This is a genomic window from Natronorubrum texcoconense, from assembly GCF_900100335.1.
In the GTDB taxonomy this organism is placed as follows: Archaea; Halobacteriota; Halobacteria; order Halobacteriales; family Natrialbaceae; genus Natronorubrum; species Natronorubrum texcoconense.
Genome location: NZ_FNFE01000010.1, coordinates 39,072 through 51,668, shown reverse-complemented (window position 1 = coordinate 51,668; position 12,597 = coordinate 39,072). Strand labels below are relative to the sequence as shown.

Below are 12,597 nucleotides of genomic sequence, written 5' to 3'. Positions count from 1 at the left end.
TCGCAGCCGTGGTCTCTCAGCTCACCGCTCAGTCCGCCGTGTTGACCGGTGAGAGCACCCGCGGCACCTCTTCGACCGCGACCTCGTCTGTCAGATCCTCGGGTTCGTCGACCGGCCCGTTGACGAACAGCGCGTGGGCGATGAAGCCGATCGCGACGACCCCCAGCGCGGCGATCGAGAGCTCGATCGCGACCGGCGTCGCGTAGCCGATTCCCGCTCCGAGGCCGAGGCTCGCGGCGATACAGACCAACACCAGATCGTAGTAGTGGAGCGTGTATCCCATGCCATTGTGGAGGCAGCGAACCGACAAAATAGTTCGGAGCGCAATCGCAGCGTCGGCTCTCGTTTTCGCGTCTCGTTTATTAGAACATCCCGAAGCTCTGGAGCATTCCCGAGATCAGCGCCTTGACGACCAGTCCGAGCCCAGCGAGGACCATCGCCATTCCGGCGGCGATCAGGAGACTTTCGTAGGCGATGAGTCCGATTCCGGCGAGCATGATAACGAGACCGACGATTCCCAGCGGTCCGAGATTCTGCAACATACGCAGGAGTGCCGAGCGGAGGAAAATAAACGGCGTGGTTTTCCGGCCTCGAGAGTCACTGCCGGCGCGCAGACGCCCTCGCAAAATCGATAAAACATTAAACCGCTCGGCTCCGAACGACGACGTATGAGCGACGACGGTGAGGGCGGTCGGAAGAATCTCCGGATGCCGGAGGACGACGAGGTGTTCGCGACCGTCACCAACATGCTCGGGGCGAATCGGGTGAAAGTACGGTGTGCCGACGGTCAGGAACGCACTGCGCGGATCCCCGGCAAGATGCAAAAGCGCATCTGGATCCGCGAGGACGACGTCGTCCTCGTCGAGCCGTGGGACTGGCAGGACGAGAAGGCCGACATCACCTGGCGCTACGAGAAGAGCGAGGCCGACCAGCTCCGGCGGGAAGGTCATATCCAGTAAAACGAAATTTTACGCTGCGTTCTTGCGGCCTGACGACAGCGTAGCTGTCGCACAGCCGCTGTCACTCGGTAAAATCTTCAAAAGAGCGCTCGCGCTCTTTTGGACATCGCGGAGCTTTGCTCCGCTCAGTTTCGATCAAAAGCACTCCTCCTTCGGTTCGTTCGCTTCGCTCACTCACATCAGTCGTCGGCCCGCTCACTCACTACGTTCGTTCGCGGTGAACGGCATCGTTCGGGTTCTCCGAACCGCTCACTCGCCGACAGTGAAATGGTGGATGTCTCACCGGCTGTACCGCAAATTCTCTGCGCAGCAGCCTGCCCTCCCCCGGTTCGTCCGCTCCTCGCAGCACTCGGAGCGGACTCACGGCCATCGACTTCGCCTCGTTCGACATAACTACCAGCATCGTACAGAAAGCTTATCTCTCCGATTTACATTCACGTATGCATGACTCTCAGTCGACGTCAGCTCCTGCAGGGTGTCGGAGTCGGCGTCTCCGCGGGACTGATCGGACTCTCGGGATCTGCGTCGGCGTCTGCGTCCTCCTCAGCATCCGCTACTCGGAGGGTGTTCGTTCACCCGCGAGACGGACTACTGGGTGAGTTGTTCGGCGTGGTCGAGGCCATCGGCGGGACGCCGCTCCTCGAGTACGACAACTTCGAGTTCGTGGTCGCGGAGGTGCCGTCGAACAGCTTAGACGAGCTGCGCGGCGACCGTCGCGTCTCGTTCGTCGAAGAGGACGACGAGACGGAGATCCCCTCGGATTGGTCGCCCTCCCTCTCGGACATTCTGAATCCGCCGGACGGCTCCGACTGTTCGACCCACCCCGACCAACGACCGTCCTGGGGCGTCGAGCGCATCGGTGCCAACGAGGTCGATCCGGACGGGTCGGGCGTCGACGTGGGGATTCTCGACACGGGCATCGCGTCGGACCACTGCAGCCTGTCGGTCGCCGGCGGACGGAACTTCACCAGCGACGGGGTATCGACCGACTACGAGGACCGCCACGGCCACGGGACGCACGTCGCCGGCGTCGCGGGCGCGTCGGACAATGACCTCGGCGTCGTGGGCGTGGCCCCCGAGGCGAACCTGTACGCGGTGAAGGTGCTCGGCGACGACGGCTCCGGTCGGTACAGCGAACTGATCGCCGGGATCGACTGGTGCATGTCGAACGATATCGAACTGATCTCGATGAGCCTCGGCGGCGAAGAATCGAGTTCCACGCTGGACGACGCGATCGACGCCGCACATTCGGCGGGACACCTCCTGCTCTGTGCGGCCGGTAACGAAGGGAACAACGGCGGTGACTCCTGTGACGAGGAGACGATGACTCATCCGGCGATGCACGACGACGTCGTCGCGGTGACCGCGATGAACGAGAACGACACGTTAGCGTCCTACAGCAGCGTCGGTTCGGCCGTCGATCTACTGGCGCCAGGGACGGACGTCAATTCGACCACCGTCGACAACCAGTACGCGCAGGCGAGCGGAACGAGCGTCGCCTGCCCGTTCGTCACCGGCGTCGCGGCGCTGGTCTGGGAGACCCGCGAGGAGTCCGGCCCGGGACCGAACGAGTCGGTCAGGGAGATCCTCGCCGAATCGGCCGAAGAAGTGCTCGGAACGTGTGCGGAGGGCGACGGGCTCGTGGACGCCCGCGCGGCGGTCGGCGACGAGCGCGCGACCGACGGTGGCAGTCAGGACACGGATCGGGCCGGCGGGTTCTTCGACGGACTCCGGTCCGTGGTCGAGCGGCTAGCGGACCTGCTCGCGAGCTTCTTCGATTGGCTCCGGCGGCTGTTTTCGTAGCCGTCGTTGCGGTACGACCGGAGTGACCGACGAAAAACGCTTTTCTGACCGGTGTGCTACATGCTTGGACCGTCGACTACAGTCCGGCGACGTCCTCGATGGCGTCGGTCAACTCCTTGATCGACTCGAGGTCGTGTTCGCCCATGTGGCCGATGCGGAACGTTTTCTCGCCGAGCTGTGAGCCGTAGCCGTTCGAAAAGACCATCCCGTACTCCTCGTCGACGGTCTCGATGGTTTCGGCGACGTCGATCCCCTGGGTGTTCTCGATACAGGCCACCGTCTGGGACTCGTAGCCCTCCTCGGGGAACATGTCGAAGTGTTCGTCGGCCCACTCGCGGACGTACTCGGCCATCTCGCGGTGCCGCTCGCTGCGGCCCTCGTGGCCCTCCTCCAGCATGTACTTCATCTGTTTGTGGTACGCCAGCATGATCGGAATCGCCGGCGTGGAGTGGGTCTGGCCCTTTCGGTCGTAGTAGTCGATCGTGCGCTGGAAGCCGCCGTACCACGACGCGGACTCCTTCTGCAGTTCGCGCTCGTAGGCCTCGTCGCTGACGACACAGATCGCGAGTCCGGGCGGCATGGCGAACGCCTTCTGACTCGAGGCGAAGATGACGTCGATGTTGTGTTCGTCGATATCGACGTAATCGCCGCCGAGCGCGGAGACCGCGTCGACGACGAAGTACGTGTCCGGGTACTCCGCGACGACGTCGCCGATCTCTTCGATGGGGTTGCGGACGCCCGTCGAACTCTCGTTCATCACGGTCGCGACCACGTCGTAGTGTTTGTCGCTCGTCTCGAGTTCCTCGCGGATGTCCTCGGGCTTGATCGCCCGCCCCCACTCGTACTCGAGGCGGTCGACGTTTTTGCCAAGTCGCTCGGCGACGTTGGCGTGGCGTTCGCTGAAGCTGCCACAGGTCGGAACGAGGATGTTCTCGTCGACGAGGTTCAGCGTCGACGCCTCCCAGAACTCGGTTCCCGAACCCGTGAGGATGACGACCTCGTTCTCGGTGCCGAGGAACTCCTTCGTGTCCTCGACGATGGTCGTATAGAGGTCCGTCATTCGGTCCATGCGATGGCCGAACATCGGCTCGCACATCGCCTCGACGACGTCCTCGCGGACCTCGGTCGGACCCGGAATATACAGCGTCTTGTCGGGGTACTCGTCTTTGTACTCGCGTTTTTCGGTCACGAAAGCCACCTGATACGAGCTACTGGGTCGCGAGACGGTATGGTACTTTTGATGCCGCAGTCACTCGGCAGTTCTCGCCGCATCTTTCCGCTATCGATCACTCGAGCAGAATCTCGCCGCGCATCGACGCGGCGTGGGGCGCACAGACGTAGTACGCCAGTTCATCGCTCGCTTCGAACTCGAGAAACTGGTCGTCGCCGGGCTCGTCCGTGACGTCGGTTCGGTAGTCGTCGACGACCTCGTCGTCTCGATCCCACAGCTCGATGTTATGGTGGAGGCCGTCGCTTCCCTCCCAGCCGATCCGGTAGGTTTCGCCTTCCTCGAGGGCAAGCGTCGGGTTTTCTTCGCCGCCGATCACCGCCGGCTCGAGCCCCTCCCAGGCGGCCGTCTGGCCGTCGAAGACGATGGTCGTCCCGGGATCGATACTGAATGCGTCGCCGGTTTCGGTCCCGCCGTCGCTGTCGTCATCGTGACGGCCGCGATCGTCCGCGGACGGCTCGGTTCCGTCGATCCGAATTTCGCCGCGCATCGAGGCGGCGTGGGGGTCACAGACGTAGTACGCCAGTTCCTCGCTCGCTTCGAACTCGAGTCGCTGGTCGTCGGGCTCCTCGGCGTCGGTCAGATCGGTCCGATAGTCGTCGACGACCTCGTCGTTCCGATCCCGGAGCTCGATGTTGTGGGCCTGTCCGTTGCCACGAGTCCACCCGATCTCGTACGTCTCGCCAACCTCGAGGGTGAGCGTCGGGTTCTCTTCGTTTTCGATCGTCGAGGGTCCGAGACCGACCCAGCCACTGGTCTGGCCGTCGAATCGAATCTGCGTCCCGGGCTCGAGTGTGGAGTCGGTCGTCTCGTCGTCAGCGTTGCTCTCGTCGGCGTCGGGTTCCGCTCCGGGGTCGGCGTCGTCGGTCGACCCGTCGTCGGTATCGCCGTCATCATCGTCGTCCGTAGTGCCGGTCTCGTCGGTCTCCGCCTGGTCGACACAGCCCGCGAGCGTTCCGGCCCCGGCCCCAGCACCGACGGCGTAAAGCAGCGTCCGACGTGTAACCAAATCGGCAGTTGGCATGTGTACTCCTTCCCGACAAACTTCATAAAACCAACCGTTCACTCGAGGCGGCAGCGGAGAGACTGACCGGTGAGTCGCCACCGGTTCGACTGCTGCAGCCCTCACCCCGCCGCGTTGTCGTCTCTCGATCGGCTGGTTGTCAGGCTATCGCGGACTGTAGTCTCGCCGTCAGTTGCGCAAAAAAGCGACCCGCAGAGCCGAAAAAGTCGAGACAAATACCGGGTGATGCAACGGTTTGACGCCGTCGGAACGCGGCGCGAGTCACGCCGTCGTTACTCGTCGTCGCCGTTGCCGTTGTCGTCGCCGTTTCCGTTCTCGTCCTCACCGTTTTCGTCTTCACCGTTCTCGTCGTCACCGTTTCCGCCGTCACCCTCCTCGACGACGATCTCGCCGCGCATCGAACCGTCGTGCGGTTCGCAGACGTAGTAGGCCATCTCGTCGGTGACTTCGATCTCGAGCATCTGGTCGTCGTCGGGCTCTTCGACCTGGTCGGTCTCGTAGTCCTCGACGAGGTCGTCGTTTTCGTCCCAGATCTCGATGTTGTGTGCGATGCCGTCGCCTTCGGTCCAGCCGATATCGTACGTTTCACCCTCCTGGAGGATGAGCGTCGGGTTCACTTCGCCGTCGATCTCGTCCGGTGAGAGTCCTTCCCAGCCGCTCTGCTGGCCGTCGAAGGTGATCTCCGTGCCGGGCTCGATCTCGAAGCCATCGTCGCCGTTGCCGTTCCCGTTGTCATCGTCGTCGTCGTCACCACAGCCGGCGACCAGCGCGGTCGCTGCGGCCGCACCGGTGAGCTTCAGCGCGGTTCGCCGTGAAATTGCGTTGTCTCGCGTCATCAACCGAAGGTTAGGGTTGAGCACATAAAAATTGATACCCTCTATCGTGACGCTGTCATGCGGTTACATACCAGTGATCCTCCTGGTAGTTCTCGGCCAGCGACTGATCGGAAAGAACGTAACGGCGATCAGATACGACCGTGATCGAGGTGGTCGTTGCGCCCGAGCGACCAGCGGAGGAACACCGGGACGGCGATCAGTGCGATCACGATCTCGAGGCTGCCGACGACGAGGAAGGCGAGATCGTAGCCGTAGGTGCTCGCGACGGTACCGCCGATCAGAAAGCCGCCGAGAAAGCCCAGACTGCCGGCGATGTTGAAGCCGGCCATCGCGACCCCACGTTCGCTCTCGGCGGCGATATCGGTGACGAGCGCCATCGTGGCCGGCGAAACCAGCGCGCCGAGAACGCCGACGGCGACCATCGCGACGGCGACCGTCGCGACCGACGGGGCGGCGCCGACCGCGAGGATGCCGAGCCCGTAACACAGCGAGCCGACGACGATCGGGACCGTCCGGCCGATGCGATCCGAGAGCGCGCCCATGGGGTACTGCAGCAGCGCGAACGGTGCGAAAAAGCAGGCCAGCAAGAGTCCGGTCACGGCGGGACCGATGCCGAACGCCTCCTGGAAGTAGAGCGTCCCGACCAGCGCGAAAAAGCCCGCCGTCAGTCGGTCGACGAAGCCAAAGGCGTAGGGGATCGAGAGCGTCGGTCGCGTTCGAACGCCCTCGAGGAGCGCTCGAGCGGTTCGCCGACTATCCGGCGTGCGATCGTCGACGCGGGTGACGAGCGCGCCGACGCAGACGAGCAAGACGGCGGCGCCCAGCAGCGGCGCGAGCGGGTCGAGTTCGGTGAGCTGACCGCCGATCGGCGCGCCGAGGGCCGCGCCGAGTCCGATCGCGATTCCGGCCGCGCCCATGTTTCGGCCGTGGCCGCCCTCGAGATCCATCAGCATGGTCATCGTCAGCGAGAACGCCCCGATCGTCATCGCGCCCTGGAAGACTCGCAGGGCGAGAACGCCCTCGAACGGGATCGATCCGATCGCGGGAACGGCGGCCAGCGCGGCGTAGCCGACGGCCCCCGCCAGCGCCCCGGCGACGATGAACGGCGTTCGTCGCCCCGTCACGTCGCTCGCGAGGCCCCAGACGCCGACGAAGGCGACGTACGCGGCGAACTCCGCGACGAGAAACCACATGCTCGCGTCGAGTTCGGTCGCCGCGAACGCCGACGTCGTCTCGTCGGCCCCCAGCACCTCGACGAGCGTGCCGACGCCCGGGTAGAGCAACAACTGCGAGAACAGCACGGCGAAGACGACGGTAGCGAGGACGACCCGGTCACGGTCACTCGAGTGCACGCCTCACCCTTGATACTACGGGACTATGAAGTCGTTCGTCTCGGATGGAGCGAATACGTCGCCGCTTGCGGGTTCGTGCGTATCGCCGCCTTCGGGTTCGAGCACGTCGCCCTGCACGGCTCTCCCGATCCGTTTTCGCGACGACAATACTGTCGAATCGCTCCTCCGATAGCGTTCGCCGAGAACCGATACGCTTTCGTTCGGTGCTGACCTGAATGAGTCGATGACAGTCACACGCCGGGACGTGCTCGTTGCGGGAGCGACCGCCGGTGCAGGAGCGCTCGCCGGCTGTTCCGGTGCGCTCGAGGACTCCCTCTCGTCGATGCCAGCGGTCGTCTCCCCGTCGGCACTCGAGGAGACGGGATACAGCGAACACGCCGTCGAGGAGGTCGTCGTCGAGCGAACCATCAGTCGGTTCGGTTTCAAGCGTTCGATCTCGGTGACCAACTGGTACGCCGAGTACGATCGGTCGCTCTCGCTGGGTCTCCCGGGCTTGTCGCGCGTGCAGGCGGCGGTCGTCTCCGTCCTGACGACGCCGCAGGTGTCCTTTCTCGGGCGGACGTTCAACCCCGTCGGCGAGTTCTCGACGGACGAACTCGTGGAGATGATGCAGGACCGCTACGACGAACTCGAGGACGTCGACCGCGTCGACGAGTCGTCGGTGTCGATACTGGGAACGGAGACGACACTCGTCCGGTACACTGCCGCAGCGAGGCTGATCCCCGCCGCGACCACGATCGACGTCTACGTGCAACTCACCGAACCCGTCTCCCACGGCGACGACTTTGTGATCGGCGTCGCGGTCTACCCGCAGGTACACGGGTTCGAGACCGAGTCGGGTGCGGTTCGCACGCTGCTCGAGCGTCTCGAACACGAGTGAGGGAGTCCACAAGGGGGCGATGAATCGACCTACGGACGGATGTAAGCGTAGCCGTCGTCCTGCAGCCGCGTCAGTTCGCCGCCGCCGGAGGAGACGGTCTCGACGCCGTCGACGAGATCCGACTCCGTGAGGTCCTTCAGATCGAGCGTGTTGCTACAGGCCTTGAACGAAATTCCGCGCTCGAGCATCGACTCGACCGTCTCGCTGCCCTCGCCGCCCGCGGTCAGGGGCTCGATTCCGTCGGCCTGTGCGACGACGGCGACGTCGTCCACGTCGACGGAGTCGTCCTTCGTGAGGTTTTCGGCGATGGTAAGCGCCGTCCGTTGCTGGTCCGGTTCGGCCGCGATGAGGTGGAAAACTGTCTGCACGGTCGTGGCTCCGCCGTACGCTGGCGTAGTGGTTGGGCTTGCAACGGTAGCGGTCACGACGAGTGGTCGACCGCTCGAGCACCCCGCGGTTCGTTCGGGACGTCGTGCGGCGTGATTGCGGCCGGTTTACCCGGTCTGCAAGTTAGTTTCCGCCTGCGACCGTCCGGTCGGAAGCCATCGAGGTACGCGTTCACAGTACGCCTCGTAGGTCTCGCCGTGTTTCTTGCGCAGGTGTGGTTCTTCGAACTCGACGATCCGTCGGTGAAAGCCGAGCCAGCAGACGACTCCCCACCACAGCACGTGAATCGACTTGTACCGGACGGCCTGTCCAACGATGAGCAACAGTACGCCGACGTACATCGGATTTCGCGAGTAGCGATAGACGCCGCCGGTGACGAGTTCGTCCGGTTCGTCCCTCGGGGCGGGCGTTCCGTTGCCCTCGCTCGAGAACCGCAACGCGGTGTGAAGGTACAGCAACGCGCCGGCGACGAACGAGACGGCTCCGACGACCCTAGCTCCGCGGGAGTCGAGCGTCGGCGACTCGCGATCGTATCGAGCGAGCACTCGGGGAATGCCTTCGACGACGGTTCCCGGAACGACGACGGTGAACACCGCCGTTTTTAGTAGCACGGGTAATGACGACATCGGAATCTCCTCCCGCCGACGTACTCCGCGAGCGGTGATATAACCGATCGGCGACCGACCTGCCGAAGCGAATCGCTCGCGCGGCAAACGGGCGGCGGCCGTCGAATCTATCCCCACTCTGCGTGTCAATCCCACCGAATCGGCTGCGGTTTTTGCCGTTACTGAGACGCATAAGAACGTGCAGTAGTATGCATACTAAACATGAGCGACGACGCGAGCGACGGGACTGAGCGACCCTGTCCCGAGCGCGGTCTCGGGACACGTAGCGTACACGCCGGCCAATCGCCCGACCCCGAGACGGGCGCGATGGCTCCGCCGATCTACCAGACCACCTCCTACGTCTTCGACGACGCCGACGCCGCCGCCGACCTCTACGCCCTCGAGGCCGAGGGCTACATCTACTCTCGCATCGCCAACCCCACCGTCACGACCCTCGAGGACCGCCTCGCCTCGCTCGAGGGCGGTGCGGGCGCGGTCGCGACGGCCAGCGGGATGGCCGCGCTGGACTCCGCGGTGCTCGTCCTCGCGGAGGCGGGCGACAACGTGGTCTGTTCGACAGACACCTACGGCGGGACGACGGCTTACTTCTCGAAGACCGCCTCTCGGCGAAACATCGAGACGACGTTCGTTCCGACCCTCGAGTACGACGCCTACGAGGAAGCGATCGACGAGGACACCGCCTTCGTCCACGTCGAGACGATCGGCAACCCCTCGCTCGTGACGCCGGACTTCGAGCGCGTCGCCGAAATCGCCCACGACAACGGCGTCCCGCTCGTCGTGGACAACACCTTCGCGACGCCGGCGCTCTGTCGTCCCTTGGAGCACGGCGCCGACATCGTCTGGGAGTCGACGACCAAGTGGCTCCACGGCTCTGGGACGACTGTCGGCGGCATCCTCGTCGACGGCGGCACGTTCCCGTGGGGCGAGCACGGCTACGACGAGGTCGCCGGCCCGAACCACGCCTACCACGACGTAGACTTCTCGCGGGACTTCCCCGACGCCCCCTTCGCCGAGACGGTACGATTCCGTTCCCTCCGAAGCCTCGGCAACCAGCAATCCCCCTTCGACGCCTGGCAGACGCTACAGGGACTCGAGTCGCTGCCCTTGCGCGTCGCGAAACACTGCGAGAACGCGTCCATCGTCGCGGACTACCTGGTGGACCACGAGGACGTCGCCTGGGTTACCCAGCCGGGTCTCGAGGACCACCCGACCCACGACAACGCCTCGCGGTATCTCGCGGATTTCGGCGGGATGGTCGCCTTCGGACTCGAGGGCGGATACGATGCGGGCAAGGCCTTCTGCGAGAACGTCGAGGTCGCCCAGTTCCTCGCGAACATCGGCGACGCGAAGACGCTCGTGATCCACCCGGCGAGCACGACGCACGGCCAGTTGACGCCCGAAGAACGGGAAGAGGCGGGCGTAACGAACGACCTCGTCCGAATGTCCGTCGGGATCGAGGATCCCGAAGACATCCTGGCCGACCTCGAACAGGCCATCGACGCGGCGACCCGAGCGGCGGCCGACGCAGGTGGCGACTGAACCCAGATACCGATGACGACCAAGAACACCATCGACCTCGGCGAGTTCCAGTTCCTCTCGGGCGAGACGATTCCGTCCCTCGAGGTGGCCTACGAGACGTACGGCGAGTTCACCGGCGACAATGCGGTGCTCGTCTGTCACGCGCTGACCGGCAGTTCCCACGTCGCCCGCCGGCCCGACGCCGGCGGCGACACGGCGGGACAGGCCCGCGCCTGGTGGGGCGACGTCGTCGGTCCCGGGAAGGCGATCGACACCAGCGAGTACTACGTCGTCTGTGCGAACGCGCCGGGATCGTGTTACGGCACGACCGGCCCCTCGAGCGAGAACCCCGAGACGGGCGAACCCTACGGTACCGACTTCCCGCCCGTCACGGTCGGCGACTGGACCCGCGCCCAACGGCAACTGCTGGACGAACTCGGCGTCGGCCGCCTCCACGCGGTCGTCGGCGGCAGCGTCGGCGGCATGAACGTCCTCGACTGGCTGCGGCGCTACCCCGACGACGTCGAGCGCGCCGCCGGCGTCGCCACGGCGGCCAGACTCGACCCGCAGTGTCTCGCGCTCGACACGGTCGCCCGTCGGGCGATCACCAGCGATCCGAACTGGAACGGCGGCCACTACTACGACGGGCCGGGACCCGACGACGGACTGGCTCGAGCGCGCCAGATCGGTCACATCATGTACCTCTCGAAGGCCTCGATGTCCCGGAAGTTCGGCCGCCGGTCGGCGGGCCGGGAGGCCGTCCGCGAGACGCCGCCGGATCCCGCGGCGGCCTTCTTCCCGTATCGGGAGGTCGAGTCCTATCTCGACTATCAGGCAGACAAGTTCACCGATCGGTTCGACGCGAACAGCTACCTCTACATGACGCGGGCGATGGACGACTTCGATCTCTCGGCGGGGTACGAGTCCGACGCCGACGCGCTGGCCGCCTTCGAGGGCGAACTGCTCTTGCTCTCGTTTACCGGCGACTGGCACTTCACCGTCGAGCAGTCCGAAGCGTTGGCCGACGCCTGTCGCGAAGCCGACGTCGACGTCGCCCACCACGTCGTCGAGTCCGACCACGGCCACGACGCCTTCCTCGTCGAACCCGAAAAAGTTGGTCCGCCGCTCTCGGAGTTGCTCGAGGCCGGACTCGCCGGACGGACGATCACCGACACCGAGTCGGAGCCCGAAGAGCCGGAATCGTTCGCGCCGGTCCACACGAGTCTCTTTTCGGAGTGAGTCTAACGCGGTCTCGAAAATCGTTGTAGGCGGTGCAATCGCCCGTCCCGTCGTTCCTCGTTCGATGCAATCTTCGTTACCCGGTAGTCGAACCGATCAGACGGCCGGCGATTCGACGTCGGGAACGAGGTTGCGCACAATGTAGACGGTTCCCGCGGCGATCGTGCCGACGAAGAGGCCGAGGAAGATCCCGTTGACGAGCAGTCCACCGATGTCGATGCTGGCGTTGTCGACTTGCGATGCCGCGAGGAACGAGGAGAGGGTCCACAGAACGAACGTACCTGCAACGGCACCTGCGGCACCCGTGATCATCACTTGCCTGTCCTCGGCCGTCATTCGAACAGCGAGATAACCCCCAACGAGCAGTGCGAGCACCGCCGCGATGTACGGTGCACCGACAATCGGAATTTCGGCGAATCCGGCATCGACGAGCGTGGCGCTACCGGAAACGTTGAGGTTGCTGGCGCCGGAAATGTCGAGGAAATCTTGATCGATGACGTCGGCGGCGATGACCATCAGTCCCATTCCGGCACCCAGGAGCGCATAGAGCGCGACGATCGCCTTGACGTACGCCTGCGTGAGCGGCTCCGTGAGCAGGTCGGTGACCGACTCCTCGTCTGCGGCCGGCTGTACGGGCTGTCCCTGACCGGGGCTGTCTGCGTCGCCTGTGGGGTTTCCCTCTGCTTCGATGTTCGAATCTGACATGGTCGACGACACTCATGTCTATTATTTATCCTTTCTGATA

The 12,597-nt window shown here is 64.6% G+C and carries 14 protein-coding genes; 5 read left to right on the top strand and 9 right to left on the bottom strand.

Features of this window, described 5'->3' with window-relative positions; genetic code table 11:
- Nucleotides 1-28 precede the first annotated feature (28 nt).
- Together BLT08_RS21730 and BLT08_RS21725 are read right to left on the bottom strand one after the other, a co-directional pair.
- The gene (locus BLT08_RS21730; protein ID WP_090312246.1) at nucleotides 29-283 is read right to left on the bottom strand and encodes a DUF8015 family protein; all 255 of its coding nucleotides are present in this window, start codon (nucleotides 281-283) and stop codon (nucleotides 29-31) included.
- Between the two features lie 79 nt (nucleotides 284-362).
- Nucleotides 363-542 carry a DUF7470 family protein gene (locus BLT08_RS21725; protein ID WP_090312244.1) on the bottom strand — a complete coding sequence of 60 codons (180 nt, stop codon included), beginning with the start codon at nucleotides 540-542 and terminating at the stop codon, nucleotides 363-365.
- 126 nt (nucleotides 543-668) lie between these two features.
- Here BLT08_RS21725 and eif1A point away from each other — a divergent pair, with 126 nt between their 5' ends.
- Nucleotides 669-959, top strand: coding sequence for a translation initiation factor eIF-1A (gene eif1A / locus BLT08_RS21720; protein ID WP_006065309.1), 291 nt, complete (start codon nucleotides 669-671; stop codon nucleotides 957-959).
- 444 nt (nucleotides 960-1,403) lie between these two features.
- Nucleotides 1,404-2,762 carry a S8 family peptidase gene (locus BLT08_RS21715; RefSeq protein ID WP_175529411.1) on the top strand — a complete coding sequence of 453 codons (1,359 nt, stop codon included), beginning with the start codon at nucleotides 1,404-1,406 and terminating at the stop codon, nucleotides 2,760-2,762.
- Nucleotides 2,763-2,838: 76 nt separating this feature from the next.
- Here the strand turns inward: BLT08_RS21715 and BLT08_RS21710 are convergent, their stop codons facing one another.
- From BLT08_RS21710 to BLT08_RS21695, 4 genes are all read right to left on the bottom strand, one after another.
- Nucleotides 2,839-3,951, bottom strand: coding sequence for a pyridoxal-phosphate-dependent aminotransferase family protein (locus BLT08_RS21710; RefSeq protein ID WP_090312346.1), 1,113 nt, complete (start codon nucleotides 3,949-3,951; stop codon nucleotides 2,839-2,841).
- Nucleotides 3,952-4,048: 97 nt separating this feature from the next.
- Nucleotides 4,049-5,014 carry a plastocyanin/azurin family copper-binding protein gene (locus BLT08_RS21705; protein WP_090312242.1) on the bottom strand — a complete coding sequence of 322 codons (966 nt, stop codon included), beginning with the start codon at nucleotides 5,012-5,014 and terminating at the stop codon, nucleotides 4,049-4,051.
- Nucleotides 5,015-5,286: 272 nt separating this feature from the next.
- A complete protein-coding gene (locus BLT08_RS21700; protein WP_090312241.1) occupies nucleotides 5,287-5,850 on the bottom strand; it encodes a plastocyanin/azurin family copper-binding protein in 564 nt (187 codons plus the stop codon).
- A gap of 128 nt (nucleotides 5,851-5,978) precedes the next feature.
- Nucleotides 5,979-7,202 carry an MFS transporter gene (locus BLT08_RS21695; RefSeq protein ID WP_090312239.1) on the bottom strand — a complete coding sequence of 408 codons (1,224 nt, stop codon included), beginning with the start codon at nucleotides 7,200-7,202 and terminating at the stop codon, nucleotides 5,979-5,981.
- 223 nt (nucleotides 7,203-7,425) lie between these two features.
- On the opposite strand from BLT08_RS21695, the gene BLT08_RS21685 reads away from it, so the two are divergent.
- Nucleotides 7,426-8,082, top strand: a complete 657-nt coding sequence (locus tag BLT08_RS21685) for a DUF6517 family protein (RefSeq protein ID WP_090312235.1) — start codon at nucleotides 7,426-7,428, stop codon at nucleotides 8,080-8,082.
- A 29-nt stretch (nucleotides 8,083-8,111) separates the two neighbouring features.
- Here the strand turns inward: BLT08_RS21685 and BLT08_RS21680 are convergent, their stop codons facing one another.
- Together BLT08_RS21680 and BLT08_RS21675 are read right to left on the bottom strand one after the other, a co-directional pair.
- Entirely contained in the window at nucleotides 8,112-8,450 is a 339-nt protein-coding gene (locus BLT08_RS21680; protein ID WP_006092750.1) for a DsrE family protein, read from the bottom strand.
- Between the two features lie 126 nt (nucleotides 8,451-8,576).
- Nucleotides 8,577-9,095, bottom strand: coding sequence for a methyltransferase family protein (locus tag BLT08_RS21675; RefSeq protein ID WP_090312232.1), 519 nt, complete (start codon nucleotides 9,093-9,095; stop codon nucleotides 8,577-8,579).
- 201 nt (nucleotides 9,096-9,296) lie between these two features.
- Between BLT08_RS21675 and BLT08_RS21670 the strand changes: the two genes are divergently transcribed.
- Both BLT08_RS21670 and metX read left to right on the top strand, forming a co-directional pair.
- A complete protein-coding gene (locus BLT08_RS21670; protein WP_090312230.1) occupies nucleotides 9,297-10,634 on the top strand; it encodes an O-acetylhomoserine aminocarboxypropyltransferase/cysteine synthase family protein in 1,338 nt (445 codons plus the stop codon).
- Nucleotides 10,635-10,646: 12 nt separating this feature from the next.
- Nucleotides 10,647-11,852 carry a homoserine O-acetyltransferase MetX gene (gene metX, locus BLT08_RS21665; protein WP_090312228.1) on the top strand — a complete coding sequence of 402 codons (1,206 nt, stop codon included), beginning with the start codon at nucleotides 10,647-10,649 and terminating at the stop codon, nucleotides 11,850-11,852.
- A gap of 96 nt (nucleotides 11,853-11,948) precedes the next feature.
- On the opposite strand, the gene BLT08_RS21660 is transcribed toward metX, so the two are convergent.
- Nucleotides 11,949-12,557: a hypothetical protein gene (locus BLT08_RS21660; RefSeq protein WP_090312226.1), complete on the bottom strand. Its 609-nt coding sequence runs from the start codon at nucleotides 12,555-12,557 to the stop codon at nucleotides 11,949-11,951.
- Nucleotides 12,558-12,597: the final 40 nt, after the last annotated feature.

Coding starts and splice junctions, on each gene's coding strand:
- BLT08_RS21730 (WP_090312246.1), bottom strand. CDS start 283: ATGGGATACACGCTCCACTACTACGATCTGGTGTTGGTCTGTATCGCC.
- BLT08_RS21725 (WP_090312244.1), bottom strand. CDS start 542: ATGTTGCAGAATCTCGGACCGCTGGGAATCGTCGGTCTCGTTATCATG.
- eif1A (WP_006065309.1), top strand. CDS start 669: ATGAGCGACGACGGTGAGGGCGGTCGGAAGAATCTCCGGATGCCGGAG.
- BLT08_RS21715 (WP_175529411.1), top strand. CDS start 1,404: ATGACTCTCAGTCGACGTCAGCTCCTGCAGGGTGTCGGAGTCGGCGTC.
- BLT08_RS21705 (WP_090312242.1), bottom strand. CDS start 5,014: ATGCCAACTGCCGATTTGGTTACACGTCGGACGCTGCTTTACGCCGTC.
- BLT08_RS21700 (WP_090312241.1), bottom strand. CDS start 5,850: ATGACGCGAGACAACGCAATTTCACGGCGAACCGCGCTGAAGCTCACC.
- BLT08_RS21685 (WP_090312235.1), top strand. CDS start 7,426: ATGACAGTCACACGCCGGGACGTGCTCGTTGCGGGAGCGACCGCCGGT.
- BLT08_RS21675 (WP_090312232.1), bottom strand. CDS start 9,095: ATGTCGTCATTACCCGTGCTACTAAAAACGGCGGTGTTCACCGTCGTC.
- BLT08_RS21670 (WP_090312230.1), top strand. CDS start 9,297: ATGAGCGACGACGCGAGCGACGGGACTGAGCGACCCTGTCCCGAGCGC.
- metX (WP_090312228.1), top strand. CDS start 10,647: ATGACGACCAAGAACACCATCGACCTCGGCGAGTTCCAGTTCCTCTCG.
- BLT08_RS21660 (WP_090312226.1), bottom strand. CDS start 12,557: ATGTCAGATTCGAACATCGAAGCAGAGGGAAACCCCACAGGCGACGCA.